17 protein-coding genes are annotated in these 19,561 nt (G+C 69.4%); 6 read left to right on the top strand and 11 right to left on the bottom strand.

The window, feature by feature from the left end; translation table 11 throughout:
• Nucleotides 1–51 precede the first annotated feature (51 nt).
• From IPN02_15795 to IPN02_15785, 3 genes are all read left to right on the top strand, one after another.
• Entirely contained in the window at nt 52–1,368 is a 1,317-nt protein-coding gene (locus tag IPN02_15795; protein MBK9298267.1) for a CDP-glycerol glycerophosphotransferase family protein, read from the top strand.
• Nucleotides 1,365–2,285 carry a glycosyltransferase gene (locus tag IPN02_15790; GenBank protein ID MBK9298266.1) on the top strand — a complete coding sequence of 307 codons (921 nt, stop codon included), beginning with the start codon at nt 1,365–1,367 and terminating at the stop codon, nt 2,283–2,285. The genes IPN02_15795 and IPN02_15790 overlap by 4 nt, the downstream gene beginning before the upstream one ends.
• A gap of 65 nt (nt 2,286–2,350) precedes the next feature.
• On the top strand, nt 2,351–4,273 hold the full coding sequence (locus tag IPN02_15785) for a potassium transporter Kup (GenBank protein MBK9298265.1): 1,923 nt from the start codon (nt 2,351–2,353) through the stop codon (nt 4,271–4,273).
• A gap of 4 nt (nt 4,274–4,277) precedes the next feature.
• On the opposite strand, the gene IPN02_15780 is transcribed toward IPN02_15785, so the two are convergent.
• From IPN02_15780 to nadA, 10 genes are all read right to left on the bottom strand, one after another.
• Entirely contained in the window at nt 4,278–4,475 is a 198-nt protein-coding gene (locus IPN02_15780; protein MBK9298264.1) for a hypothetical protein, read from the bottom strand.
• Nucleotides 4,472–5,230, bottom strand: coding sequence for a hypothetical protein (locus IPN02_15775; protein ID MBK9298263.1), 759 nt, complete (start codon nt 5,228–5,230; stop codon nt 4,472–4,474). The genes IPN02_15780 and IPN02_15775 overlap by 4 nt, the downstream gene beginning before the upstream one ends.
• Nucleotides 5,231–5,250: 20 nt before the next feature.
• Nucleotides 5,251–5,433, bottom strand: coding sequence for a hypothetical protein (locus IPN02_15770; GenBank protein ID MBK9298262.1), 183 nt, complete (start codon nt 5,431–5,433; stop codon nt 5,251–5,253).
• Nucleotides 5,434–5,564: 131 nt separating this feature from the next.
• A complete protein-coding gene (locus IPN02_15765) occupies nt 5,565–6,767 on the bottom strand; it encodes an HRDC domain-containing protein (protein MBK9298261.1) in 1,203 nt (400 codons plus the stop codon).
• Nucleotides 6,760–7,086 carry a rhodanese-like domain-containing protein gene (locus IPN02_15760; protein ID MBK9298260.1) on the bottom strand — a complete coding sequence of 109 codons (327 nt, stop codon included), beginning with the start codon at nt 7,084–7,086 and terminating at the stop codon, nt 6,760–6,762. The genes IPN02_15765 and IPN02_15760 overlap by 8 nt, the downstream gene beginning before the upstream one ends.
• Nucleotides 7,087–7,148: 62 nt before the next feature.
• On the bottom strand, nt 7,149–8,456 hold the full coding sequence (locus IPN02_15755) for an aspartate aminotransferase family protein (GenBank protein ID MBK9298259.1): 1,308 nt from the start codon (nt 8,454–8,456) through the stop codon (nt 7,149–7,151).
• On the bottom strand, nt 8,453–8,899 hold the full coding sequence (locus IPN02_15750; GenBank protein ID MBK9298258.1) for a DUF3151 family protein: 447 nt from the start codon (nt 8,897–8,899) through the stop codon (nt 8,453–8,455). Before IPN02_15750 ends, IPN02_15755 begins: the two co-directional genes overlap by 4 nt.
• 51 nt (nt 8,900–8,950) lie before the next feature.
• Entirely contained in the window at nt 8,951–10,897 is a 1,947-nt protein-coding gene (locus tag IPN02_15745) for a cation:proton antiporter (protein MBK9298257.1), read from the bottom strand.
• A gap of 65 nt (nt 10,898–10,962) precedes the next feature.
• Nucleotides 10,963–11,802: an alpha/beta fold hydrolase gene (locus IPN02_15740; protein MBK9298256.1), complete on the bottom strand. Its 840-nt coding sequence runs from the start codon at nt 11,800–11,802 to the stop codon at nt 10,963–10,965.
• Nucleotides 11,803–11,828: 26 nt separating this feature from the next.
• A complete protein-coding gene (gene nadA / locus IPN02_15735) occupies nt 11,829–12,932 on the bottom strand; it encodes a quinolinate synthase NadA (protein MBK9298255.1) in 1,104 nt (367 codons plus the stop codon).
• 176 nt (nt 12,933–13,108) lie between these two features.
• Here nadA and IPN02_15730 point away from each other — a divergent pair, with 176 nt between their 5' ends.
• Nucleotides 13,109–13,900, top strand: coding sequence for a sulfite exporter TauE/SafE family protein (locus IPN02_15730; protein ID MBK9298254.1), 792 nt, complete (start codon nt 13,109–13,111; stop codon nt 13,898–13,900).
• 13 nt (nt 13,901–13,913) lie between these two features.
• On the opposite strand, the gene uvrA is transcribed toward IPN02_15730, so the two are convergent.
• Nucleotides 13,914–16,769: an excinuclease ABC subunit UvrA gene (uvrA, locus tag IPN02_15725; protein MBK9298253.1), complete on the bottom strand. Its 2,856-nt coding sequence runs from the start codon at nt 16,767–16,769 to the stop codon at nt 13,914–13,916.
• A gap of 150 nt (nt 16,770–16,919) precedes the next feature.
• Here uvrA and IPN02_15720 point away from each other — a divergent pair, with 150 nt between their 5' ends.
• Both IPN02_15720 and aroC read left to right on the top strand, forming a co-directional pair.
• Nucleotides 16,920–18,128, top strand: coding sequence for an acyl-CoA dehydrogenase family protein (locus IPN02_15720; GenBank protein MBK9298252.1), 1,209 nt, complete (start codon nt 16,920–16,922; stop codon nt 18,126–18,128).
• Between the two features lie 147 nt (nt 18,129–18,275).
• The gene (gene aroC, locus IPN02_15715; GenBank protein ID MBK9298251.1) at nt 18,276–19,376 is read left to right on the top strand and encodes a chorismate synthase; all 1,101 of its coding nucleotides are present in this window, start codon (nt 18,276–18,278) and stop codon (nt 19,374–19,376) included.
• The last annotated feature ends 185 nt before the right edge of the window (nt 19,377–19,561 follow it).

The following is a 19,561-nucleotide window of genomic DNA, read 5'->3' as shown; positions in this document are numbered from 1 at the left end:
TACGCTGGCCCGAATGAGGATCGCGTGCGCGGCCCGGGGCCGAGGGTCGACATGAGCGTGCGCAACGCACTTGCCCCGGCCGGGCGGGTCCTCACCGGGTTGGTCCAGCGGGTCGTGCGCTCGCTCGTCGCCCTCCTGCCGCGCGACCCGAACCGCTGGGTGTTCGGCAGCCGGGGCGACGCCTACGTCGACAACCCCCGGTATCTGTTCGAGTACCTGGTCGACCGGGGCGTGGCACCCCAGTCGGAGGGCCCCGACAGGCCGGTGCGGGCCACCTGGATCTCCGGGTCGCCGACGACGGTCGACCGGATCGTGGCCGACGGCCGGCCCGCCCGGTTGAGGCGCAGCCTGCGCGGATCCTGGGAGGTTCTGCGGGCCGGGGTGGCCGTGTACGCCTTCGACGTCTCCGACATCAACCTGGCGCTCACCGGCGGTGCGGTCGGCGTCAACCTGTACCACGGGGTGCCGCTCAAGCAGATCGAGGACTTGGTCACGGTGGGCTCGGCGTCGCGCGTCTACCACCCACGGACGCCCATCGACCGGCTTCGAGCCGCCACGGTGTACCTGGCACGAACCGTGCCCAACGACGTGGTGCTCGCCACCTCGGAGGAGGTGGCCGACACGATGAGGCGGGCCTTCGGCGCCCGGGCCCGCAGCGTCGTCATCGGCCGCCCACCCCGGCTCGGGCCGGCGACCGTTGCTGCGCAGCGCCGGCGAACCGCCGCGGGGGACGGGCCCGCCGTGCTGTTGTACGCCCCGACCTGGCGTGAGGGGGGCTTCCAGCTCAACGAGGCACTGCCCCACCTCGAACAGCTGGAGGCCGCTCTGGCTGCGAGCGACACCCAACTGCTGATCAAGGGCCACCTCTACGACCGGCTGGCGCTGCCCCGGCGCAGCGCCAGCATCTCGCTGGTGGCCAACGATGAGGAGCTGGGGGCCATCCTCGGCGACGTGGACGGCGTGATCACCGACTATTCCTCGGTGATGTTCGACGCCGCCCTGATCGGTCTTCCGGTCATCTTTTACCCCTTCGACCTCGACCGCTATCGCCGCTTGTCCAGCGGGACGTTCATGTTTGACTACGACGACCTGGTCAGCGAACGCGTCGCCCGGAGCTTCGACCAGCTGACCGAGATCGTCGCCACCGGAGCCTGGCGAACGATGGTGTTTCCGGCATCGATTCGGGACCGGGTGTGGGGGTCGGAACCGGCCGTCCACAACGGCCCAACCGATGAAGCCCCCGCCGCTGACCCGGCAAACCGCGAGTTGGTGCGCCAGATCACCGAGCTTGCCAGCGACCGCCACGGCAGACACCGACGCGGCGGACGGCCGGGCGGGGACCCGGCTTCGGCCTCGGGGCGACGATGACCGACGGCGCGCACCCTCCGACCGGGCCTGCTCCGCTGGTCAGCGTGTTGTTGCCGGTGCACAACGGTGGCGCCTTCCTCGCCGAGGCGCTCGACAGCGTGCTGAGCCAGACCCTGGGCGACCTGGAGGTGATCGCCGTCGAAAACGGGTCGACCGACGGCTCGCTGAGCGTGTTGCGCGACCGGGCCACCCACGACGACCGCCTTCGGGTCATCGATGCGGGACCGGTCGGGCTGGTCGCCGCCCTCAACCTGGCCATCGGGACCGCCCGCGGCCGGTACCTGGCCCGCATGGACGCCGACGACATCGCCGATCCCCGGCGCTTCGATCACCAGGTCCACTATCTGAGGACCCACCGGGACATCGCCGTGATCGGCACCGCCCACGACTACATCGACTCCTCAGGGGTCACCGTCGGGTCGCGCCGCTTCGCCACCGGCCCCGATCTGGTGGCGGCGTCATTCTACTTCGGCAACCCGATCGCCCACCCCACCGTGATGATCGATCGGCGCCGCACCGGGGAGCTCACCTATCCGTCGGAGTGGCCCGATGCCGAGGACCTGGCCCTGTGGCTGGCGATCAGCCGATCGGGGGCCAAGGTGGACAACCTGGGCGAGCTGCTGATGCACTACCGGGTCCACCAGGACAGCGTGACCGCCCAGCCCGACGCCGCCGTCGGCAGCAGCGACATCGACGCCGTCGTCGCTGCATCCCGGTGGCCCCCCCGGCCATGCCGGTGGGCCGTCACGCGCACCTTCAACGTCAAGGGCCGACGCATCTCGATCGGTTCGTTTCTGCTCGGTGTGATCGCGCTCAACGCGCTCAACCTCGTGCACCGCGAGGTGAAGGTGTGGGCGCTGCTCAGCCGATCGACCTTGGCGATCGCCGCTGGGCTGCCCCGACCGAGTCGCCGCTGATGCTCCGAGTGCGCCGTCGCGTCGGGGGCTGGGGTTAGTATTTCGCTCTCGGCACCCGCCTGTTGGTGCCCGCTGCTTCGAAGTTGTCCGTGACCAAAACCGCTGCACAACAACCACACCTGGCACAAGGGGCGGTGACGCTCGGCGCGCTCGGCGTCGTCTTCGGCGACATCGGCACCAGCCCGCTGTACGCCCTCCGGGAAACCTTCGAAGGTGCCGGGCACACGCCGCCCCCGATCACCGAGGCCAACATCCTCGGCGTCCTCTCGCTCGTGCTGTGGGCCGTGCTGCTGATCGTGTCGTTGAAGTACCTGACGTTCGTCCTGAAGGCGGACAACCATGGCGAAGGGGGCATCCTCGCTCTCACAGCGCTGCTCCGACCGAAGGGGTCTGCGGTCAACGTGGGCCAACGGGCAGCACTGCTGATCGTGATCGGGCTGTTCGGCGCAGCGCTGTTGTACGGGGACGGCATCATCACCCCCGCCATCTCGGTGCTGTCGGCCGTCGAGGGCACCAGCGTGGTCACCGAGTCGATGGCGCCGCTGGTCGTCCCGCTGGCGATCATCATCCTCGTCGGGCTCTTCAGCGTCCAGCGCCGGGGCACCGCTGCGGTCGGGCGGATCTTCGGCCCGGTGATGCTGCTGTGGTTCATCGTGATCGGCGCGCTCGGCCTGTCCCACATCGTCGAGGAGCTGAGCGTGCTCAAGGCGATCAACCCCTGGTACGGGCTCAACTTCCTCATCAACAACGGAACCCGGGGCTTCATCGCCCTCGGGTCGGTGTTCCTCGTCGTCACCGGTGCCGAGGCGCTCTATGCCGACATGGGTCACTTCGGCGCCTCGCCGATCCGCAAAGCCTGGTACCGCATCGTGCTGCCCGGGCTGGTCCTCTGTTACTTCGGGCAGGGCGCCATGCTGCTGGTCCACCCCGACCGCATCGACAACCCCTTCTACCGGATGGCTCCCCGCTGGGCCCTGTGGCCCCTGGTCATCCTGGCCACGATGGCGACGGTCATCGCCAGCCAGGCATTGATCTCCGGCGCCTTCAGCCTCACCCGCCAGGCGGTGCAGCTGGGCTACCTGCCGCGAGTCCGCATCACCCACACCTCGGACGAGGCGGAAGGCCAGATCTACATCGGCGTCGTCAACTGGGCGTTGCTGGTCGCCTGCGTCGCCCTGGTGCTCATCTTCCGCAGCTCCGCCAACCTGGCCGCCGCCTACGGCATCGCGGTGACGTCGACGATGTTCATCACGACGATCCTCTTCTACCGGGTGGCGCGCGACCGCTTCGGCTGGTCCAAGTGGCCAACGGTGGCGCTCACCGCCCTCTTCTTGACGATCGACCTGGCATTCCTCGGGGCCAACATCCCGAAGATCCCCAAGGGCGGCTGGATCCCGATCACGATCGGCGCCGTGCTGCTGTTGGTCCTCACCACCTGGCACACCGGGCGGGCGCTCACCGCCGCACGGCTGGCCGATCAGGCGCTGCCGATCACCGACTTCGCCGCCAAGCTTGGCGAGAAGGCGCCGCAGCGGGGCCCGGGCGTCGGGCTGTATCTGGGCTCCAACCCCGACGTCGTGCCCCAGTCGTTGTCGTCACACCTCCGCCACGCACGGGTGCTCCCCGAGCACGTCTGTGTCCTGGCGGTCGAGGTACACAGTCGGCCCCACGTGCCCGAGGAGGAGCGGCTCACCGCTGATCGGCTGGCCAACGGTCTCTGGCAGCTGAAGATCAACCTGGGCTTCACCGACGATGTCGACGTGCCCGCCGAGCTGGCCCGAGGGGGCACCGAGCTCACCGGACTCGACTTCACCAACGCCAGCTACGTGCTCGGCCGGGAGACGCTGCGGGTGACCGATCGGCCCGGCATGGCCCAGTGGCGTGAGCACCTGTTCGTCGTCATGCTGCGCAACGCCACGACCGCCGATGCCTTCTTCAAGCTGCCGCCGGAGCAGACGATCGAGCTCGGCGTGCAGGTGGAGATCTGAGGGGCTAGAAGTCGTCGGGTTCCCGCAGCAGACCGGCTGCCTTCTCGACCGCCCGACGAGCCCGCGTCAGGCGCCGTTCGTCGATCGGCAGCTCGCTACCGCCCGCATCGATCGAGTCGCGCAGCCGGGCGATCGCCAGGTCGGCCAGCTCCTCGGAGATCGCTTCCAGGCGGCCGCGAAGTTCGTCGAACTCGCCGCTCACGCCGACGCCTCGGCTCCAGGACGCACCGCCGGGTGCGACAGCATCACGGGCGTCGCGGCATCGGCGTTCGGCGTGCGGCGGCGATCGAGATAGTCGGCGAGGGTGCGGTAGCGCTGCGGACCGACCAGCTCGGCGATCTCATCGGCCAACGACTCGTAGACGGCGCTGGGGCCGCTGAACGCGGCCGGCTCCTCGGTGCACCACCACCCGAACTCCTCGCCGCCCTCGCCCCAATCACGCCGCCGCCAGTCGCGCAGCGTGTGCAGGGCGTCGCCACTCTCGTCGGTGTGGTGCTCGAGGCGCAACGGCAACTGCCAGCACACCTCGGGCTTCCAGTCGAGGGGCCGCTCCCCCGCCGCCACGGCGGCGGCGTGCAGCGCACAGCCCGCCGGCACGGAGGGATCACCGGGGCGGTTCAGGAAGATGCAGGCGCCGTCGACGACGCGGGTCGTCCAGCCGTCCTCACCGCGGAGGAAGGGCGAGCGCCGCCGGTCGGCCGGTCGAAGCTGCCACTGGGTCGGTCCCAGCCGTTCGACCGCTTCGCTCACCCGTCGGCGGTCGCCGTCGTCGGCGAAGTGGGCACCGTGAGTGCAGCAGCCAATGGCCGCGGCCACGTCGGGTTCGGGCTCGATGCCGGGGCAGCCCTCGCCCCAGATGCAGCGCCACGCGCTGGCGAGAAACGTGATGTCGAACAGCCACGTTCCCTCGCCGTCAGCGAGCGAAAACCACTCCCGTGCGGTACCGGCGGCAACCATGCCCGATCCTGAACCGGCCCTCAGCTGTACTCTTCTTCGAGCGCTTCCTCGGCCATGCACCAACTGGCGTGGCTGTCCTCCGGTTCGGCTCCGCATTCGTCGCAGGGCCCTTTGGGCACGGAGAAGACGGCTTCGATATCGATATCAGAGCTTCGTTTGAGGGCACGTGCCTCTTCGAAACGACGATGACGACCCTTTTTCACGGGTCACGCTCCACGGGGTAGTAGTGCGGCGGTCACAGCGGAGCCGCACGTCGCGGCGCCGCTACGGGTTCGATTCCAAGATTTGTTAGCTTAGTCCCTGAGAATCGATTCGACGATTCGCCCGGGCGCGGTCAGCCGGCGCGTTCGGCTCGGGGCTCCAACACCAGACCCGAGCCGGGCTGAAAGGCCAGGGCGGCCCGGCCGGACACCAGGTCGCGTATGGGGTCGCCGACCAGCTCGGCACGCCAGCCGGTGCCGAGCGGGCCGTCCGGCCCCGGCGCCAACAGCATCTCGACATCACCGCGGGTGGCGATCGTCGACGGGTCGAGGTCGAGATCACGGGCGACCTGCTTCACCCAGGTGGTCACCAGGTTGATCGCCGAGCGCAGCTCCTGAGGCACGTCGGGCGACTTCACCGCCGTGGCGTCGACCGGCGCCCGGCCCTGGGACTCGGCGATGACCGCCAGCGCCTCCTCCGCCCGACCGCCGCGCAGGTTGCGACCGTCGACGCCTCGCACGGCGCGCGCCTTCTTCACCTCGGTCGGTCGGGTCTGGGCCAGACCGACCAGGCCGAGGTCCGAGAGCAGGTTGCGGGTGGGCACGTCGTCGGACGAGGCCGCCTCCTCACGCCACTTGGCCAGCGCCTGGGCGGTCGCCAGGGCCTGACCCCTCAGGTGGCGCACCTCTTTGATGCGCGTCCACGCCACGTCGGGGTCACGGGTGGTCCAGGCGTCACATCGCTCTGCTTCGATGGCGTCGGCGGCCCAGGCCACACGGCCCCGGCGCTGGAGTTCGTCGCTCAGCCGGTCCGCGATACTCAGTAGATCGCGCACGTCGGCGGCCGCATAGCTCAGCTGGGTGGGCTGAAGTGGGCGCCGCATCCAGTCGGTGAGGCGGTCGCCCTTGGGCACCTTCTTGCCGGTCAGGCGTTCGGACAGCGTGCCGAGCGACGGGTTGGAGAAGCCGACGAAGTTTGACGCCGTCTGGGTGTCGAAGAGCACGTTGGGTACCTGCCCGCACACGCGGTAGAGGATCTCCAGGTCCTGGCGGGCGGCATGCATCACCGCACAGATGTCGCTGTTGAGCACCTCGACCATCGGCGCCAGGTCGACCTCGAGGGGGTCGATCAGCGCCAGCCGTCCGGGCCATGCCACCTGCACGAGCGCCACCCGGGGGTGATAGGTGCCCTCGCGATGAAACTCGGTGTCGAGCGCGTACCGCTCGACGCCCATCCACTCGTCGAGCAACTCACCAAAGGCGTCCTGGGTGGTGATCAGTTCCCAATCCGGAGGATCGAGATGATCGCTACCGCTCCGGGCGGTCCGTCTATGCACCCTGGGACCCGGTGTCCACGCGGTATCCGGCGCCGATCCAGGCATCGGTGCCGCCGGCGACGTTGCGGGGCAGGTACCCCTGACCGATGAGGAACTCGGCGGCCCGCTGGCTGCGGTTGCCGCTGCGACAGATCAGGTCGATCGGCTCACCGGTCGGGATCGCACCCAGGCGCTCGGGCAACTCGACCAGTGGCATCAGCTGGGCGCCCGGAACGCGGGCCTCTTCGTACTCGTCGCGTTCACGCACGTCGATCAGTGGCACCCCCTGCTCCAGGTCGGTGATCAGGTGCTCGATCGAAATCTGGGGAACGTCGCTCATCACAGGCCTTCTTCGTCGTCGGCTCCGGGGCGGTCGAACCGCTCGCCGGGGGGCAGTGGGCCTCAGACTACCGAGCCGTACACCGCCTCGGCACCTGCGCCGGTGCGTCCGGCGGCCACCGAAGCGGCCAGGTCGGCGGCAAACTCGTCGATCACCCGGTCGTGGCCGGGCGACAACATCACGTGCAGCCCACCCTGTTGACGGTCAAGGGCCCAGTCGCGGGCGTCCATCTCGTCGGAGACCCCTTCGAGGTCGACGCCGCTGCCCTCCGGGGTGGAGATCTCGAAGACCGACATGTCCGGGTCCCCGGTCACCTGAAGACCGTCGACCGCGTCGACCGCCGCCCGAAACCCGTCGGTGGCCGCGGCCACCCGCCTCGCCTGGCGCTCGTAGCCGTCACGTCCCAGGTGGGCGATCGTGGCCCACGCCCCGGCGATCGGCCCGCCCGGGCGTGTGCCGGCCGTCGTGCGCGAGGCGTACAGGCCGCCCGGCCAGTCGTCGAACATGAACGTCTGACGGTCGACATACTCCGGCGACGAGTACAGGATCACCGAGGCACCCTTGTAGGCGTAGCCGTACTTGTGGATGTCGGCGGACAGCGACGTGACGCCCGGAACCGTCAGGTCGAACGGGGGGACCTTCCGACCGATCGAGGCCCAGAACGGCAGCAACCAGCCGCCCAGGCAGGCGTCGACGTGGCACAGGATGCCGGCCTGGGCTGCGATGCCGGCGATCTCGGGGATCGGGTCGATCACGCCGTAGGGGTAACAGGGCGACGAACCGACCAACATGATCGTGCGCTCGTCGAGCGCGGCCTCGAACGCCGCCGGGTCGGCGCGCAGGTCGGCGCGCAGCGGGATGGAGATGCGCTCGACATCGAGGTACGAACACGCCTTGGCAAACGCCGGGTGGGCGGTTTCGGGCGTCAGGATCGTGGGGGCCAGGTTGCCCCGGGCCCGAGCCTCGTCGCGCGCGACCTGCACGGCCAGAAAAATGCTCTCCGTGCCGCCGGAGCTGATCGATCCCGCCCCCTCCGGAGCGCCGAACAGGTTGCTCGCCCAGGCGACGATGTCGCCCTCCATGTGCAACAGGGTGCGATAGCGAAACGGGTTGAGGGCGTTCTCGTGCAGGAACATGTCGGCGACGTCGTGCTGCAGCCGTTCCAGTTCCGGATCGTCGGCGTTGTACACCAGGCTGAACGCCTTGCCACCCCGCCAGTCGAGGTCGTCGGCGCGCTCGGTGCGCATCGTGTCGAGCAGCTGGTCAACCGCCGTGCCCACCGCGGGGAACGTCCCCACGTCGGTGTTGGTCGCGTCCGGATCCGTCTCGTCGGTAGCGGCATGGTCCGTGTCGGTATGAGCCTCGGTCATGTGAGCGCTTCCCCCTCGGTGGTCGTGTTTCGATCCCAGGCCGGGTCGAGCTGAGCGATGAACGTGTCGAGGCGGTCCACCTCGTCGCGTTCGTCGATCGCCTCGGCGGCGACCGATAGGCCGACCAGACAGCGCAGAAACCCCCGGTTGGACGGGTGGGCCCAGCGGACGTAGCCCGAACCGCGCCAGCCGGATTGGCGGAGCAGGTCGAGGCCGCGGTGGTAGCCCACCCGGTAGGCGGCGTAGCGCTCGAGGTCGTCGCGCCCGACGTCGCCAAGCGCTGCCCAGGCCAGCGACCACGTCGGGAAGCGGCCGACCGCCGAGGCCACGTCATCGCGCGTCGTCGCCGCGGCCAGGGCGCTGAGCAGCGATTCTGGCGGCGTGGGCATCACGGTCTCGGGTGGACCACCGGTCGAGAGTCCGACAGGGCGTTCGTTGGCCATGACCGGGACCCTACCGTGACCACGCTGGTTGCGGGCCCGGAGGCGACGGCCCTAACGGGGTGCGATCACCAGCAGCGACCGGTCGACCAGGGCACGCGCCAGGCGCGGCACCTCGCCACCGAGGCCCGGCTCGACCCGCGGCTGGGTGACCACCACCATGTCGCCGGGCGTCGTCAGGTCGCGCAGTGCCGCCGCCAAGCGGCGGCGTTCCACCTTGAGCGTTCCCTGGTCGTTCTCGAGGCCCAGGCGCTCGTGGGTCACCTGCTCGCGTGGTACCAGGATGTGAAGTTCGGCCCGGTGGGCCTTCGCCAGACGGCGGGCGATCAACACGGCCAGGTCCATGCCCGGTCCGCCGGCGGGCGTCAGGTCGTGGTCGGAGACGGCGACCACCACGCGCTTGCAGTTCTCCGCCGGGCCCAGCCGGGCGACGATCACCGGTACCGGGCTGGCGGCCAGCAGGGCATCGACGCGTTGTCCGAATGCCGATCCGTTGCGGTTGGCGAAGCCCTTCCAGCCGACGAGCAGCGACGTGGCCGCCTGCTCGACCGAGGCGTGCAGCATGCCGGTCGACGGGGTGAGGTCGAGGCGGACCACCGAGGTGGCTTCGGCCCCCTCCCCCAACACCAACCGTTCGGCCTCGGCCAGCTCGTTGCGCCTGGCGGTCACCTCGGCCTGGGTGGCCTCGAGGTCGAGCACCGACACCGGCACGACCGTGCCGGTGTCCGGGGCGGCCAGCATGCCGGCCAGCCGCAGCAGGTCTCCGGAGCGTTCGGGGTCGCCGATCGGCACCAGCACCTTCTCGGCCGGGGCCCGGCGCCGCTCCTCCGGCGGGGGCAACTGCGTGCCGAAGCGGGTTGCGAGCAGCGACGACACCAGGCTGGTCACCAGGATGACGAGCACGACGGTGTTGACGGTGATCTCCGAGATCAGGCCGACGCTCAACCCGACGAAGGCGGCGGCCAGCGTGGCGGCGGCGCGCGCCGTCGACAGGGAGGCCATCACCCCGATCTCCGTGCCGCTGTATCCAAATATCTTTCCAGCGATGAAGGCGGCGATCACCTTGGTGCCGACCGCCACCAACGAGAAGACGCCGGCCCGCACGAGGATGCTGGGATCGCTCACCACCACGCCGAGGTTGACGAGCATGCCGACCGAGATCAGGAAGACCGGGATAAAGAACGCCGAGCCGAAGAACTCGATGCGATTGCTCAGCTCGGACCCTTCGGAGACCAGCCGATTGAGCGACAAACCGGCCAGGAACGCCCCGATGATCGGCTCGAGTCCGGCCAGTTCGGCAAGTCCGGCCGAGAGAAACATCGCTGCCATGATGAACAGGAAACGAACCGAACGGTCCTGGCCGACGCTGGCAAAGAACTGTCGGCCCAGCCACGGAAGCCCGGCGACGATAAACGCCACGACCGCGCCGGCGGTGGGGATCAGCTTCAAGACAAACCCGGGGCTCAGCCGGCCTTCGTGCGATTCGATCAGGATCTCGAGCGTCATCAGTGCGGCCGTGTCGGTGACGATGGTCGCCCCGACGGTGATGGCCACCGAGCGGGCCTTGGTCAGCCCGAGCCGCTGAACCACCGGGTAGGCCAGCAGGGTGTGGGGCGCCCAGCTGAGCGCCAGCAGGATGGCGGCGGTCGTCGTAAACCCGAGGGCCAGGTTGACGGGGATGGCGACGCCGAAGGGGATGGCAAACGTCAGCGCACCGAACGTGAGCGCCTGGGTGCGCCGCTCCCGAAACTCCTCCAGGTCAAGCTCCAGGCCGGCCTGAAACATCAGATACAGCAGACCGGCGTTGCCCAACACCTCGACGGTGCCCTCCCGCTCGAGCAGGCCGAGCGCCGACGGCCCGATCACGATGCCGGCGACGATCAACCCGATGATCGACGGCATCCGGACCGCACGGGCGGCCAGCGGAGCGACGAGCACCAACACAAACAGGAGCGCGAGAACGAGCGCCGGTTCGACGAGGGGGGTAGAGATGGCCTGCATGGAAGCCTGCGAGGCTAGCCACCGGGGTGTGTCGGCGCCCTTTTCGCCCAGCCGACCCCGGCGCTCTAGGAGCCGTTCAGAAACTCCGACAGCGCCCGCCACCAGGCGTCGGGTGCCTCCCGCTGGGGCGAATGGCCGGCGTTTGCCACCTCGACCAGCCGCGCCCCGGGGATGGCGGCGGCCATCGCCCGGCTGGCGGGGATGAAGGGCAGGTCGTGCTCGCCGACGATCACCAGCGTCGGGACCGACACGGCGGTCAGCTGGTCGAGTCGGTCGGTGGCACCGATCAGCTGGCGGGCCATCGAGGCGTACATGTCCGGATGGCTGGCAACCAGCTTCGCCCGGTCGATCGCCGCAATGTCCGGGCGCTCAAGGCGCAGGCGTCGGGCCGGTTCGGTCTCGAGCGGGGACCCGCCCAGCTGATCCATGGCAGTCGCCAGCGCCTCCATGCCCTCGGTGAGCGCCACCTCGATCGCCAGATCGACCAGGCCCGGGTCCATGCCGCCGACCGCCCCATGGTGGGTGTCCATCAGCACCAGGCTGGTCAGCCGATCCTGAGCCCCGATCGCCATCCGCTGGGCCACCATGCCGCCCATCGAGTGGCCGAGCAGCCCAAAGCGGTTCCAGCCGAGCAGGTCGGCCAGCCCGAGGACGTCGGCGGCGAAGGCATCGAGGCCGTAGCGGTCGGCACCGGCCGGTCCACCACTGGTGCCGTGACCTCGCAGGTCGGGCACGACGACGTGGCGGCCCATGGCGGCCAGCGGATCGATCCACTCGGAAAAGTCGGCCCGACCGCCGGTGAACCCGTGCACGAGCATCAGCGGTTCGCCACCCCGCCCGGCCTCGTCGTAGGACAGCGGCCAGGTGGCGTTGGGCTGGTCGTTCACATCGGGCTCCTCAGACATCGTCGCTCACCGGATCGGCCTGCGCTTCAGACGATGTCGAGCATGCGCTGCAGCGCCACCCGAGCCCACTCGGCGGTGTCGTCATCAACGCGGATCTCGTTGACCACGTTGTCCTCGACCAGGTTTTCCAGCACCCAGCACAGGTGGGGCGCATCGATGCGGAACATGGTCGAGCAGGGGCAGACCAGCGGGTCGAGCGACACGATCGTGCGGTCGGGGTTTTCGGCGGCCATGCGTTGCACCATGTGCACCTCGGTGCCGACCCCGATCACCGAGCCGGGCGCAGCCTCCTCGGTGACCGTGCGCAGGATCACTTCGGTCGAGCCGACGACGTCGGCCAGCTCCACCACGTCGTGGGCGCACTCGGGGTGCACGACGACGATGCCGTCGGGGTGCTCGGCACGGAAATCCTCGATGTGGGCCGGACGGAACCGCTGGTGCACGGTGCAATGGCCCTTCCACAGCAGGAAGGTGGCCTCCTTCACCTCGGCCTCCTTCAGACCGCCCAGCTGCCGGCGAGGGTCCCACACCTCCATGTCGGACTCGTCGTAGCCCATGTCGAAGCCGGTGTTGCGGCCCAGGTGCTGGTCGGGGAAGAACAGCACCTTCGTGCCCTCTCCCTTGGCGAAGGCCCAGTCGAGGACCGCCCGGGCGTTCGAGCTGGTGCACACCGCGCCGCCGTTGCTGCCGACGAAGGACTTCAACGCCGCCGAGGAGTTCATGTAGGTGATCGGCACGATCTTGGCGATGTCGGTGACCGCCGCCAGCTCGTCCCAGGCATCCTCGACCGATTCGAGGTCGGCCATGTCGGCCATCGAACAGCCGGCGTTGAGGTCGGGCAGGATCACCCGTTGCTCGGGGGAGGTGAGTACGTCGGCCGCCTCGGCCATGAAGTGCACCCCGCAGAACACGATGTAGGTGGCCTCGGGGCGGGCCTGGGCCAACTTGGCCAGCTTGAAGCTGTCACCGCGGGCGTCTGCCCAGCGAATGATCTCGTCGCGCTGGTAATGGTGCCCGAGGATGAACAGCCGTTCACCCAGGGCGGCCTTGGCCGTGGCGATGCGTTCATCGAGCTCGTCGGGTGTGGCATCGGTGTAGCGGGCGCCGAGCCGACCTTGAAGTCGCAACATCAGACTGACCTCCGGCGGGGCTCGGGGGGGGTCGAAGATCCCGCTGTCGCATCATACGACGCGTCCGGGCCTCCCCTCCCCGATCTCCGCCACCGGCGATCCGATCGAACCGGTTCGCCCGTCGCGCCCGTCGCCGATACCGATACTTGACCTAACTGGTCGGGTTAAGGCGTAACATGACGCCCTGTGCTGGCGGACTCGTGAGTTGGATCGATCCTGGCCTGGTGATCGGTGGCCTGGCCGGCGGCTTCACGATGGGCCTGACCGGCATGGGTGGCGGTGCCCTGCTGACGCCGATGCTCGTGCTGCTCTTCGGTGTCAGCCCCACCGCTGCGGTCGGATCCGACCTGGTGACCTCCCTGGCGGTCAAACCCTTCGGCGGGGCCATCCACGCCAGGGCGGGCACGGTTCGCTGGGACCTGGTCAGATGGCTGGCACTCGGATCGGTCCCCGGCGCCCTGTTGGGCGTCGCCCTCCTCCAAGCGGTCGGCACTCAGGGCGACTCCCTCGTGCAGACCATGCTCGGGATCACACTCCTGGCCGCAGCCACGGTCATGGTGTGGCGCGCCCGCAACCCGGTCTCCGACCACGACGGCCCACCCACCCCGGTGCGACCATGGCCCACCGCAGCCCTCGGGCTGGTCGGAGGCACGGTCGTCGGCCTCACCTCGGTGGGCTCCGGCTCGCTGATGATCGCCGTGCTCACCCTGCTGTACCCCAAGCTCCGCCGGTCCGAACTGGTCGGCACCGACCTGGTCCAAGCCGTCCCACTCGTCGGCGCCGCAGCCATCGCCCACCTCGGCATCGGCAACGTGTCCGCAGCGATCACCGGCTCACTCATCATCGGCAGCCTCCCGGGCGTCATCATCGGCGCCCGCGTATCGGCCTACTACGACGGCAAACTGGTGCGCGCCGCCATCCCAGCGGTCCTCGGCGCCTCAGCGCTCAAGCTGCTGGGCGTGCTGTGAGCCGTCTGGCGGGCTAGGCGGGTTCGAGGCCCAGCATCGGGGCCAGGTAGGCGCCGGTGTAGCTCTCGGCCACCTTGGCCACCTGCTCGGGGGTGCCCTCGGCAATCAGGGTGCCGCCGCCGTCACCGCCTTCCGGGCCCAGGTCGATCAGCCAGTCGGCCGACTTGATCACGTCCAGGTTGTGCTCGATCACCACGACCGAGTTGCCGGCCTCGACCAGGCGCTTCAGCACGATCAACAGGCGGCGGGTGTCCTCGAAGTGCAGGCCGGTGGTCGGCTCGTCGAGCAGGTACACCGTGTTGCCGGTCGAGCGCTTGGCCAGCTCGGCGGCCAGCTTCACCCGCTGGGCCTCGCCACCCGACAGCGTGGTGGCCGGCTGGCCGAGGCGCACGTAGCCGAGCCCGACGTCGACCAGCGTCTCCAGGTGACGGGAGATCACCGGCTGGGCCTTGAAGAACTCGAGGGCCTCGTCGATCGGCAGGTTGAGCACCTCGGCGATGTTCTTGCCCTTGTAGCGAACCTCGAGGGTGTCGCGGTTGTATCGGGCGCCGCCGCACACCTCGCACGGCACGTACACGTCGGGCAGAAAGTGCATCTCGATCTTCAGCGTGCCGTCGCCGGAGCAGGCCTCGCAGCGGCCGCCCTTGACGTTGAAGCTGAACCGGCCGGGCAGGTAGCCGCGCACCTTCGCTTCGGGGGTGCGGGCGAACAGCTTGCGGATGTGGTCGAACACGCCCGAGTAGGTGGCCGGGTTGGAACGTGGGGTCCGCCCGATCGGCGACTGGTCGATGTCGATCACCTTGTCGACGTGCTGGAGGCCCTCCACCTTGCGGTGCAGGCCGGGCGCCACCTTGGAGTTGTAGACGTGCTGCATCAGCGAGCGCATGAGGATGTCGTTGATCAGGCTGGATTTACCCGACCCGGACACGCCGGTGATGCACACGAACGAGCTGAGCGGAATGCCGACGGTGAGGTTCTTCAGGTTGTGTTCGCGGGCGCCGACGATGCGCAACCAGCGATCGCCCGGGGCGCGGCGCCGGTCGGGCACTTCGATCGACATCTTCTGGGACAGGTACTGCCCGGTCAGGCTTGTCTTGGACTTCAGCAGGCCCTTGACCGGGCCGGCGTACACCACCTCGCCGCCGTGCTCGCCGGCGCCCGGGCCGACGTCGACCACGTAGTCGGCAGCCCGGATCGTGTCCTCGTCGTGTTCGACGACGATCACCGAGTTGCCCAAGCCGCGCAGGCGCTCGAGGGTTTCGATCAGCCGGTGGTTGTCGCGCTGGTGCAGGCCGATCGACGGCTCGTCGAGCACGTACAGCACGCCGACCAGGCCGGAGCCGATCTGGCTGGCCAGGCGGATGCGCTGGGCCTCGCCACCCGACAGGGTGGCGGCGCCACGGTGCAGGTTGAGGTAGTCGAGGCCCACGTCGACCAGAAAGCGCAGGCGGGCGTTGATCTCCTTCAGCACGCGCTCGGCGATCAGCAGCTGGCGTTCGTCCAGCTTCATGGCGACCAGCCGGTCGGCCGCGTCGGAGATCGACATCGACGACAGGTCGTGCACGTTGAGGCCGTCGATCGTCACCGCCAGCGCCAGCGGGTTCAGCCGGGCACCGCCGCAGTGCGAGCAGGCCACCTGGCGCATGTAGCTCTCGGCCTGCTCGCGGGCCCAGTCGCTGTCCGCCTCGCTGTGGCGGCGGCGCAGGTAGGGAATGGCCCCCTCGAAGTTGGCCTGGTAGCTACGGGTGCGTCCGTAGCGGTTCTGGAACCGGACGCTCACCTTCTTGCTCGTGCCGTGCAGCAGCGTCTTGCGGTCCTTGGCGGGCAGGTCCTCCCACGGGGTATTGAGGTTGATGCCTCGCTCCTCGCCCACCGCCTCGAGCAACCGGTGGAAGAACTTGGCGTGACCGGACGCCCACGGGGCGATCGCGCCCTTGGCCACCGCCAGCTCCGGGTCGGGCACCACCAGGTCGGCGTCCACCTCGAAGGTCGTGCCCAGGCCGTCGCAGTGCTCGCAGGCGCCGTAGGGCGAGTTGAACGAGAAGTTGCGGGGCGACAGTTCCTCGAAACTCTTGCCGTCGGACGGACGGGACAGCTTTTCGGAGAAGGTCAGCGTCTCCGGCTCGCCCTCCTTGGGCACCAGCTCGATCTGGGCGACGCCCTCGCCGAGGCGCAGCGCTGTCTCCATCGAGTCGGTCAGCCGGCGGTCGATGCCCTCGCGTAACACCAGGCGGTCGACGACGACGTCGATGTGGTGGATCTCATAGCGGGCCAGGCCGTTGTCGGCCCCGAGCGCCACCAGCTCGGCCAGTTCACGGATCTCGCCGTCGACGCGCACCCGGACGAATCCCTCCTTCGAGAGGTCGGCGAACAGCTGCTCGTAGGTGCCCTTGCGGCCGCGCACCACCGGCGCCAGCACCTGAAAGCGGGCGCCCTCCTCAAGACGGAGCACCCGGTCGACGATCTGCTGGGGCGTCTGGCGCACCAGCTCCTCGCCGGTCTCCGGGTCGTGGGGAACGCCAACGCGGGCGAACAGCAACCGGAGGTAGTCGTACACCTCGGTGACCGTGCCGACCGTCGATCGCGGGTTGCGCGATGCCGACTTCTGGTCGATCGAGATCGCCGGCGACAGGCCCTCGATGAAGTCGACGTCGGGCTTGTCCATCTGGCCCAGGAACTGGCGGGCGTAGGCCGACAGTGACTCGACGTAGCGGCGCTGCCCCTCGGCGTAGATCGTGTCGAAGGCCAGCGACGACTTGCCCGACCCGGACAGACCGGTGAACACGACCAGCTTGTCGCGGGGCAGCTCCAAGTCGACGTTCTTCAGGTTGTGTTCCCGGGCACCCCGGATCCGAATCGTTTCAGCCACGGGACAACACTACTACCGACCCCCAGTCGGGGAACACCTGTTCGCCACAGGGTGCCGGCCCAAGCTCGGGGGCCGATCTCGGGCTCAACGTCGGAGAAGACATCGACCAAGCCGGAGCGCCGACCGACCCCGGGCCCTACCCTGGCCATCATGGACTTTGAGCACTCCGAACGGGCCCAGATCGTCATGGAGCAGGTGGAGCGCTTCGTACGCGAGCGAATCGTGCCCAACGAGACGACCTACCGGGATCAGCTGTCGGGGAGCGACGATTGGCGTCAGTGGCGGGTGCCGCCGATCGTCGAGGAACTGAAGGGACAGGCCAAGGAGTTGGGCCTGTGGAACCTGTTTCTCCCCGACGAGACCCACGGGGCGGGCCTCAACAACCGCGACTACGCACCCGTCGCCGAGCTGACCGGGCGCAGCTTCCTCGCCCCCGAGGTGTTCAACTGCGCAGCCCCCGACACCGGTAACGCCGAGGTGCTGGTGCAGTACGGCTCGGACCTGCAGAAGGAACAGTGGTTGCTGCCGTTGCTCGATGGCGAGATCCGCTCGGGCTTTTCGATGACCGAACCGGCGGTCGCCTCGAGCGACGCCACCAACATGGCGGCCACCGCCGAGTTGGACGGCGACGAGGTGGTGCTCAACGGCCAGAAATGGTGGACGAGCGGGGCGGGCGATCCGCGCTGTGCGTTCCTGATCTTCATGGGGGTCACCGACCCGTCCGCCGATCGGCATCAGCGGCACTCGATGGTGCTGGTGCCGATCGACTCCCCAGGCGTGAGGATCCTGCGCATGCTGCCCGTCTTCGGCGATCTCGGGGAGCCGCACGGACACGCCGAGATCCTCTTCGACAACGTTCGGCTGCCGGCCGAAGCGATCATCGCCGGGCCCGGGCGGGGCTTCGAGATCGCCCAGGGACGGCTCGGCCCCGGCCGCATCCATCACTGCATGCGGGCGATCGGCGCGGCCGAACGGGCGCTTCAGCGCCTCTGCGAGCGGTCGGTTCTTCGGACCGCCTTCGGCAAGCCGTTGATGAACCTGGGGGGCAACCGGGACATCATCGCCAACTGTCGCATGGCGATCGACCAGGCCCGGTTGTTGACGATGAAGGCCGCATGGGAGCTGGACACCCAGGGCACCTTCGGCGCGCTCGTCAGCATCTCGGCCATCAAGGTGGTGGCCCCCAACGTCCTTCAGCAGGTGGTGGATGCGGCCATCCAGATCCACGGCGGCGAAGGCGTCGCCGACCCCGAGCTGAGCTACCTGATGGGCATGGCCCGAGCGCTGCGCCTGGCCGACGGCCCCGACGAGGTGCATCGGGCCATGGTGGCCCGCCTCGAGCTGGGCAAGTACACCTAGCGTTTCTGGCCGGTGCGTCGTTCCCCGGCCGGGGACGAGACGCCGACGGTGGCAGGCTGGGCGGTGGACTCACCCGCTGATCGTCGCGTGCGACCCGTCTGACGCCCGGTGTGCGGAACGGGTCCGCTCGGCGGCGATACTGGTGGCATGTCCAGTACCTCCGGCCGGTTGTTCCGCGTCACCACCTTCGGCGAGTCCCACGGCGTCGGCGTCGGCTGCATCGTCGATGGGTGCCCGCCCCGGTTGGAGCTTGACGTCGCCGCCGTGCAGGCCGACCTCGACCGACGCCGTCCCGGCCAGAGTCGCCTGGTGACCCAACGCCAAGAGGCCGATCGGGTCGAGATTCTCTCCGGCGTCGCCATGGAGGAGGAGGGGGACGCAGTCACGTTGGGGACGCCGATCGCCATGCTGGTGCGCAACGCCGACCAGCGACCCGGCGCCTACGGACACATGTCCGACGTCTATCGCCCCAGCCACGCCGATTACACCTACGACGCCAAGTACGGCGTGCAGGCGGCGTCCGGCGGCGGCCGGGCCTCGGCCCGCGAGACGGTCGGGCGGGTGGCCGCCGCCGGGATCGCCCGCCAGCTGCTGGCCCAGGGCGCCGGCATCGAGGTGCTCGGCTGGGTGAGCAGCGTCGGCGATATCACCGCCGAGGTCGACCCGGACCGGGTCACCCTGGCCGACGTCGAGGCCGGCCCCACCCGCTGTCCCGATCCGGAGGCGGCCGCCCGCATCGAAGCGGCGATCAACGCAGCCCGACGCGACGGCGACAGCCTGGGCGGAGCGGTCACGTGCGTCGCCCGGGGCGTGCCCGCCGGGCTGGGCGACCCGGTGTTCGACAAGCTGGACGCCACGCTGGCGACGGCGTGCATGTCGCTGCCTGCCGCCAAGGGCTTCGAGGTGGGCTCGGGCTTTGCCGGCACCACGATGACCGGCCGCACCCACAACGATCCGTTTGTGCCGGGGGCCGACGGCCGACCCGACGTCGCCGCCAACCGCTCCGGCGGCATCCAAGGGGGCATCTCCAACGGGGCGCCGGTGATCTGCCGGGTGGCCTTCAAGCCGACCGCCACGATCGGAAGCGTTCAGGACACGGTCAACCGAGGCAACGAAGCGGTCAAGCTGGCGGCCAAGGGCCGCCACGACCCTTGCGTCCTCCCCCGCGCAGTGCCGCTGGTCGAAGCTGCCATGCTGCTGTGCTTGGCCGACGCCTGGCTGGCCCAGCGGGCCGTCGACGTCCTCTAACCTGGCATCGCCGCACCGACGCCTCCTCCGCCCCGGCCTTGCCTTGCCGGGCCGTCGACATCCCCCGACCTGGCCTCACCGGGCCGGCGGCATCCTCCGCCCTGGCCTCACCGGGCCGTCGACATCCTCTGACCTGGCGTCACCGACCGGTGGCCGACTCGCGCTGGCGCTGGTTCCAGCGACCC

The organism is Candidatus Microthrix subdominans (genome assembly GCA_016719385.1).
Lineage (GTDB): Bacteria > Actinomycetota > Acidimicrobiia > Acidimicrobiales > Microtrichaceae > Microthrix > Microthrix subdominans.
The sequence above is the reverse complement of the archived record's forward strand: the minus strand, read 5'-3'. Positions and strand labels throughout refer to the sequence as shown.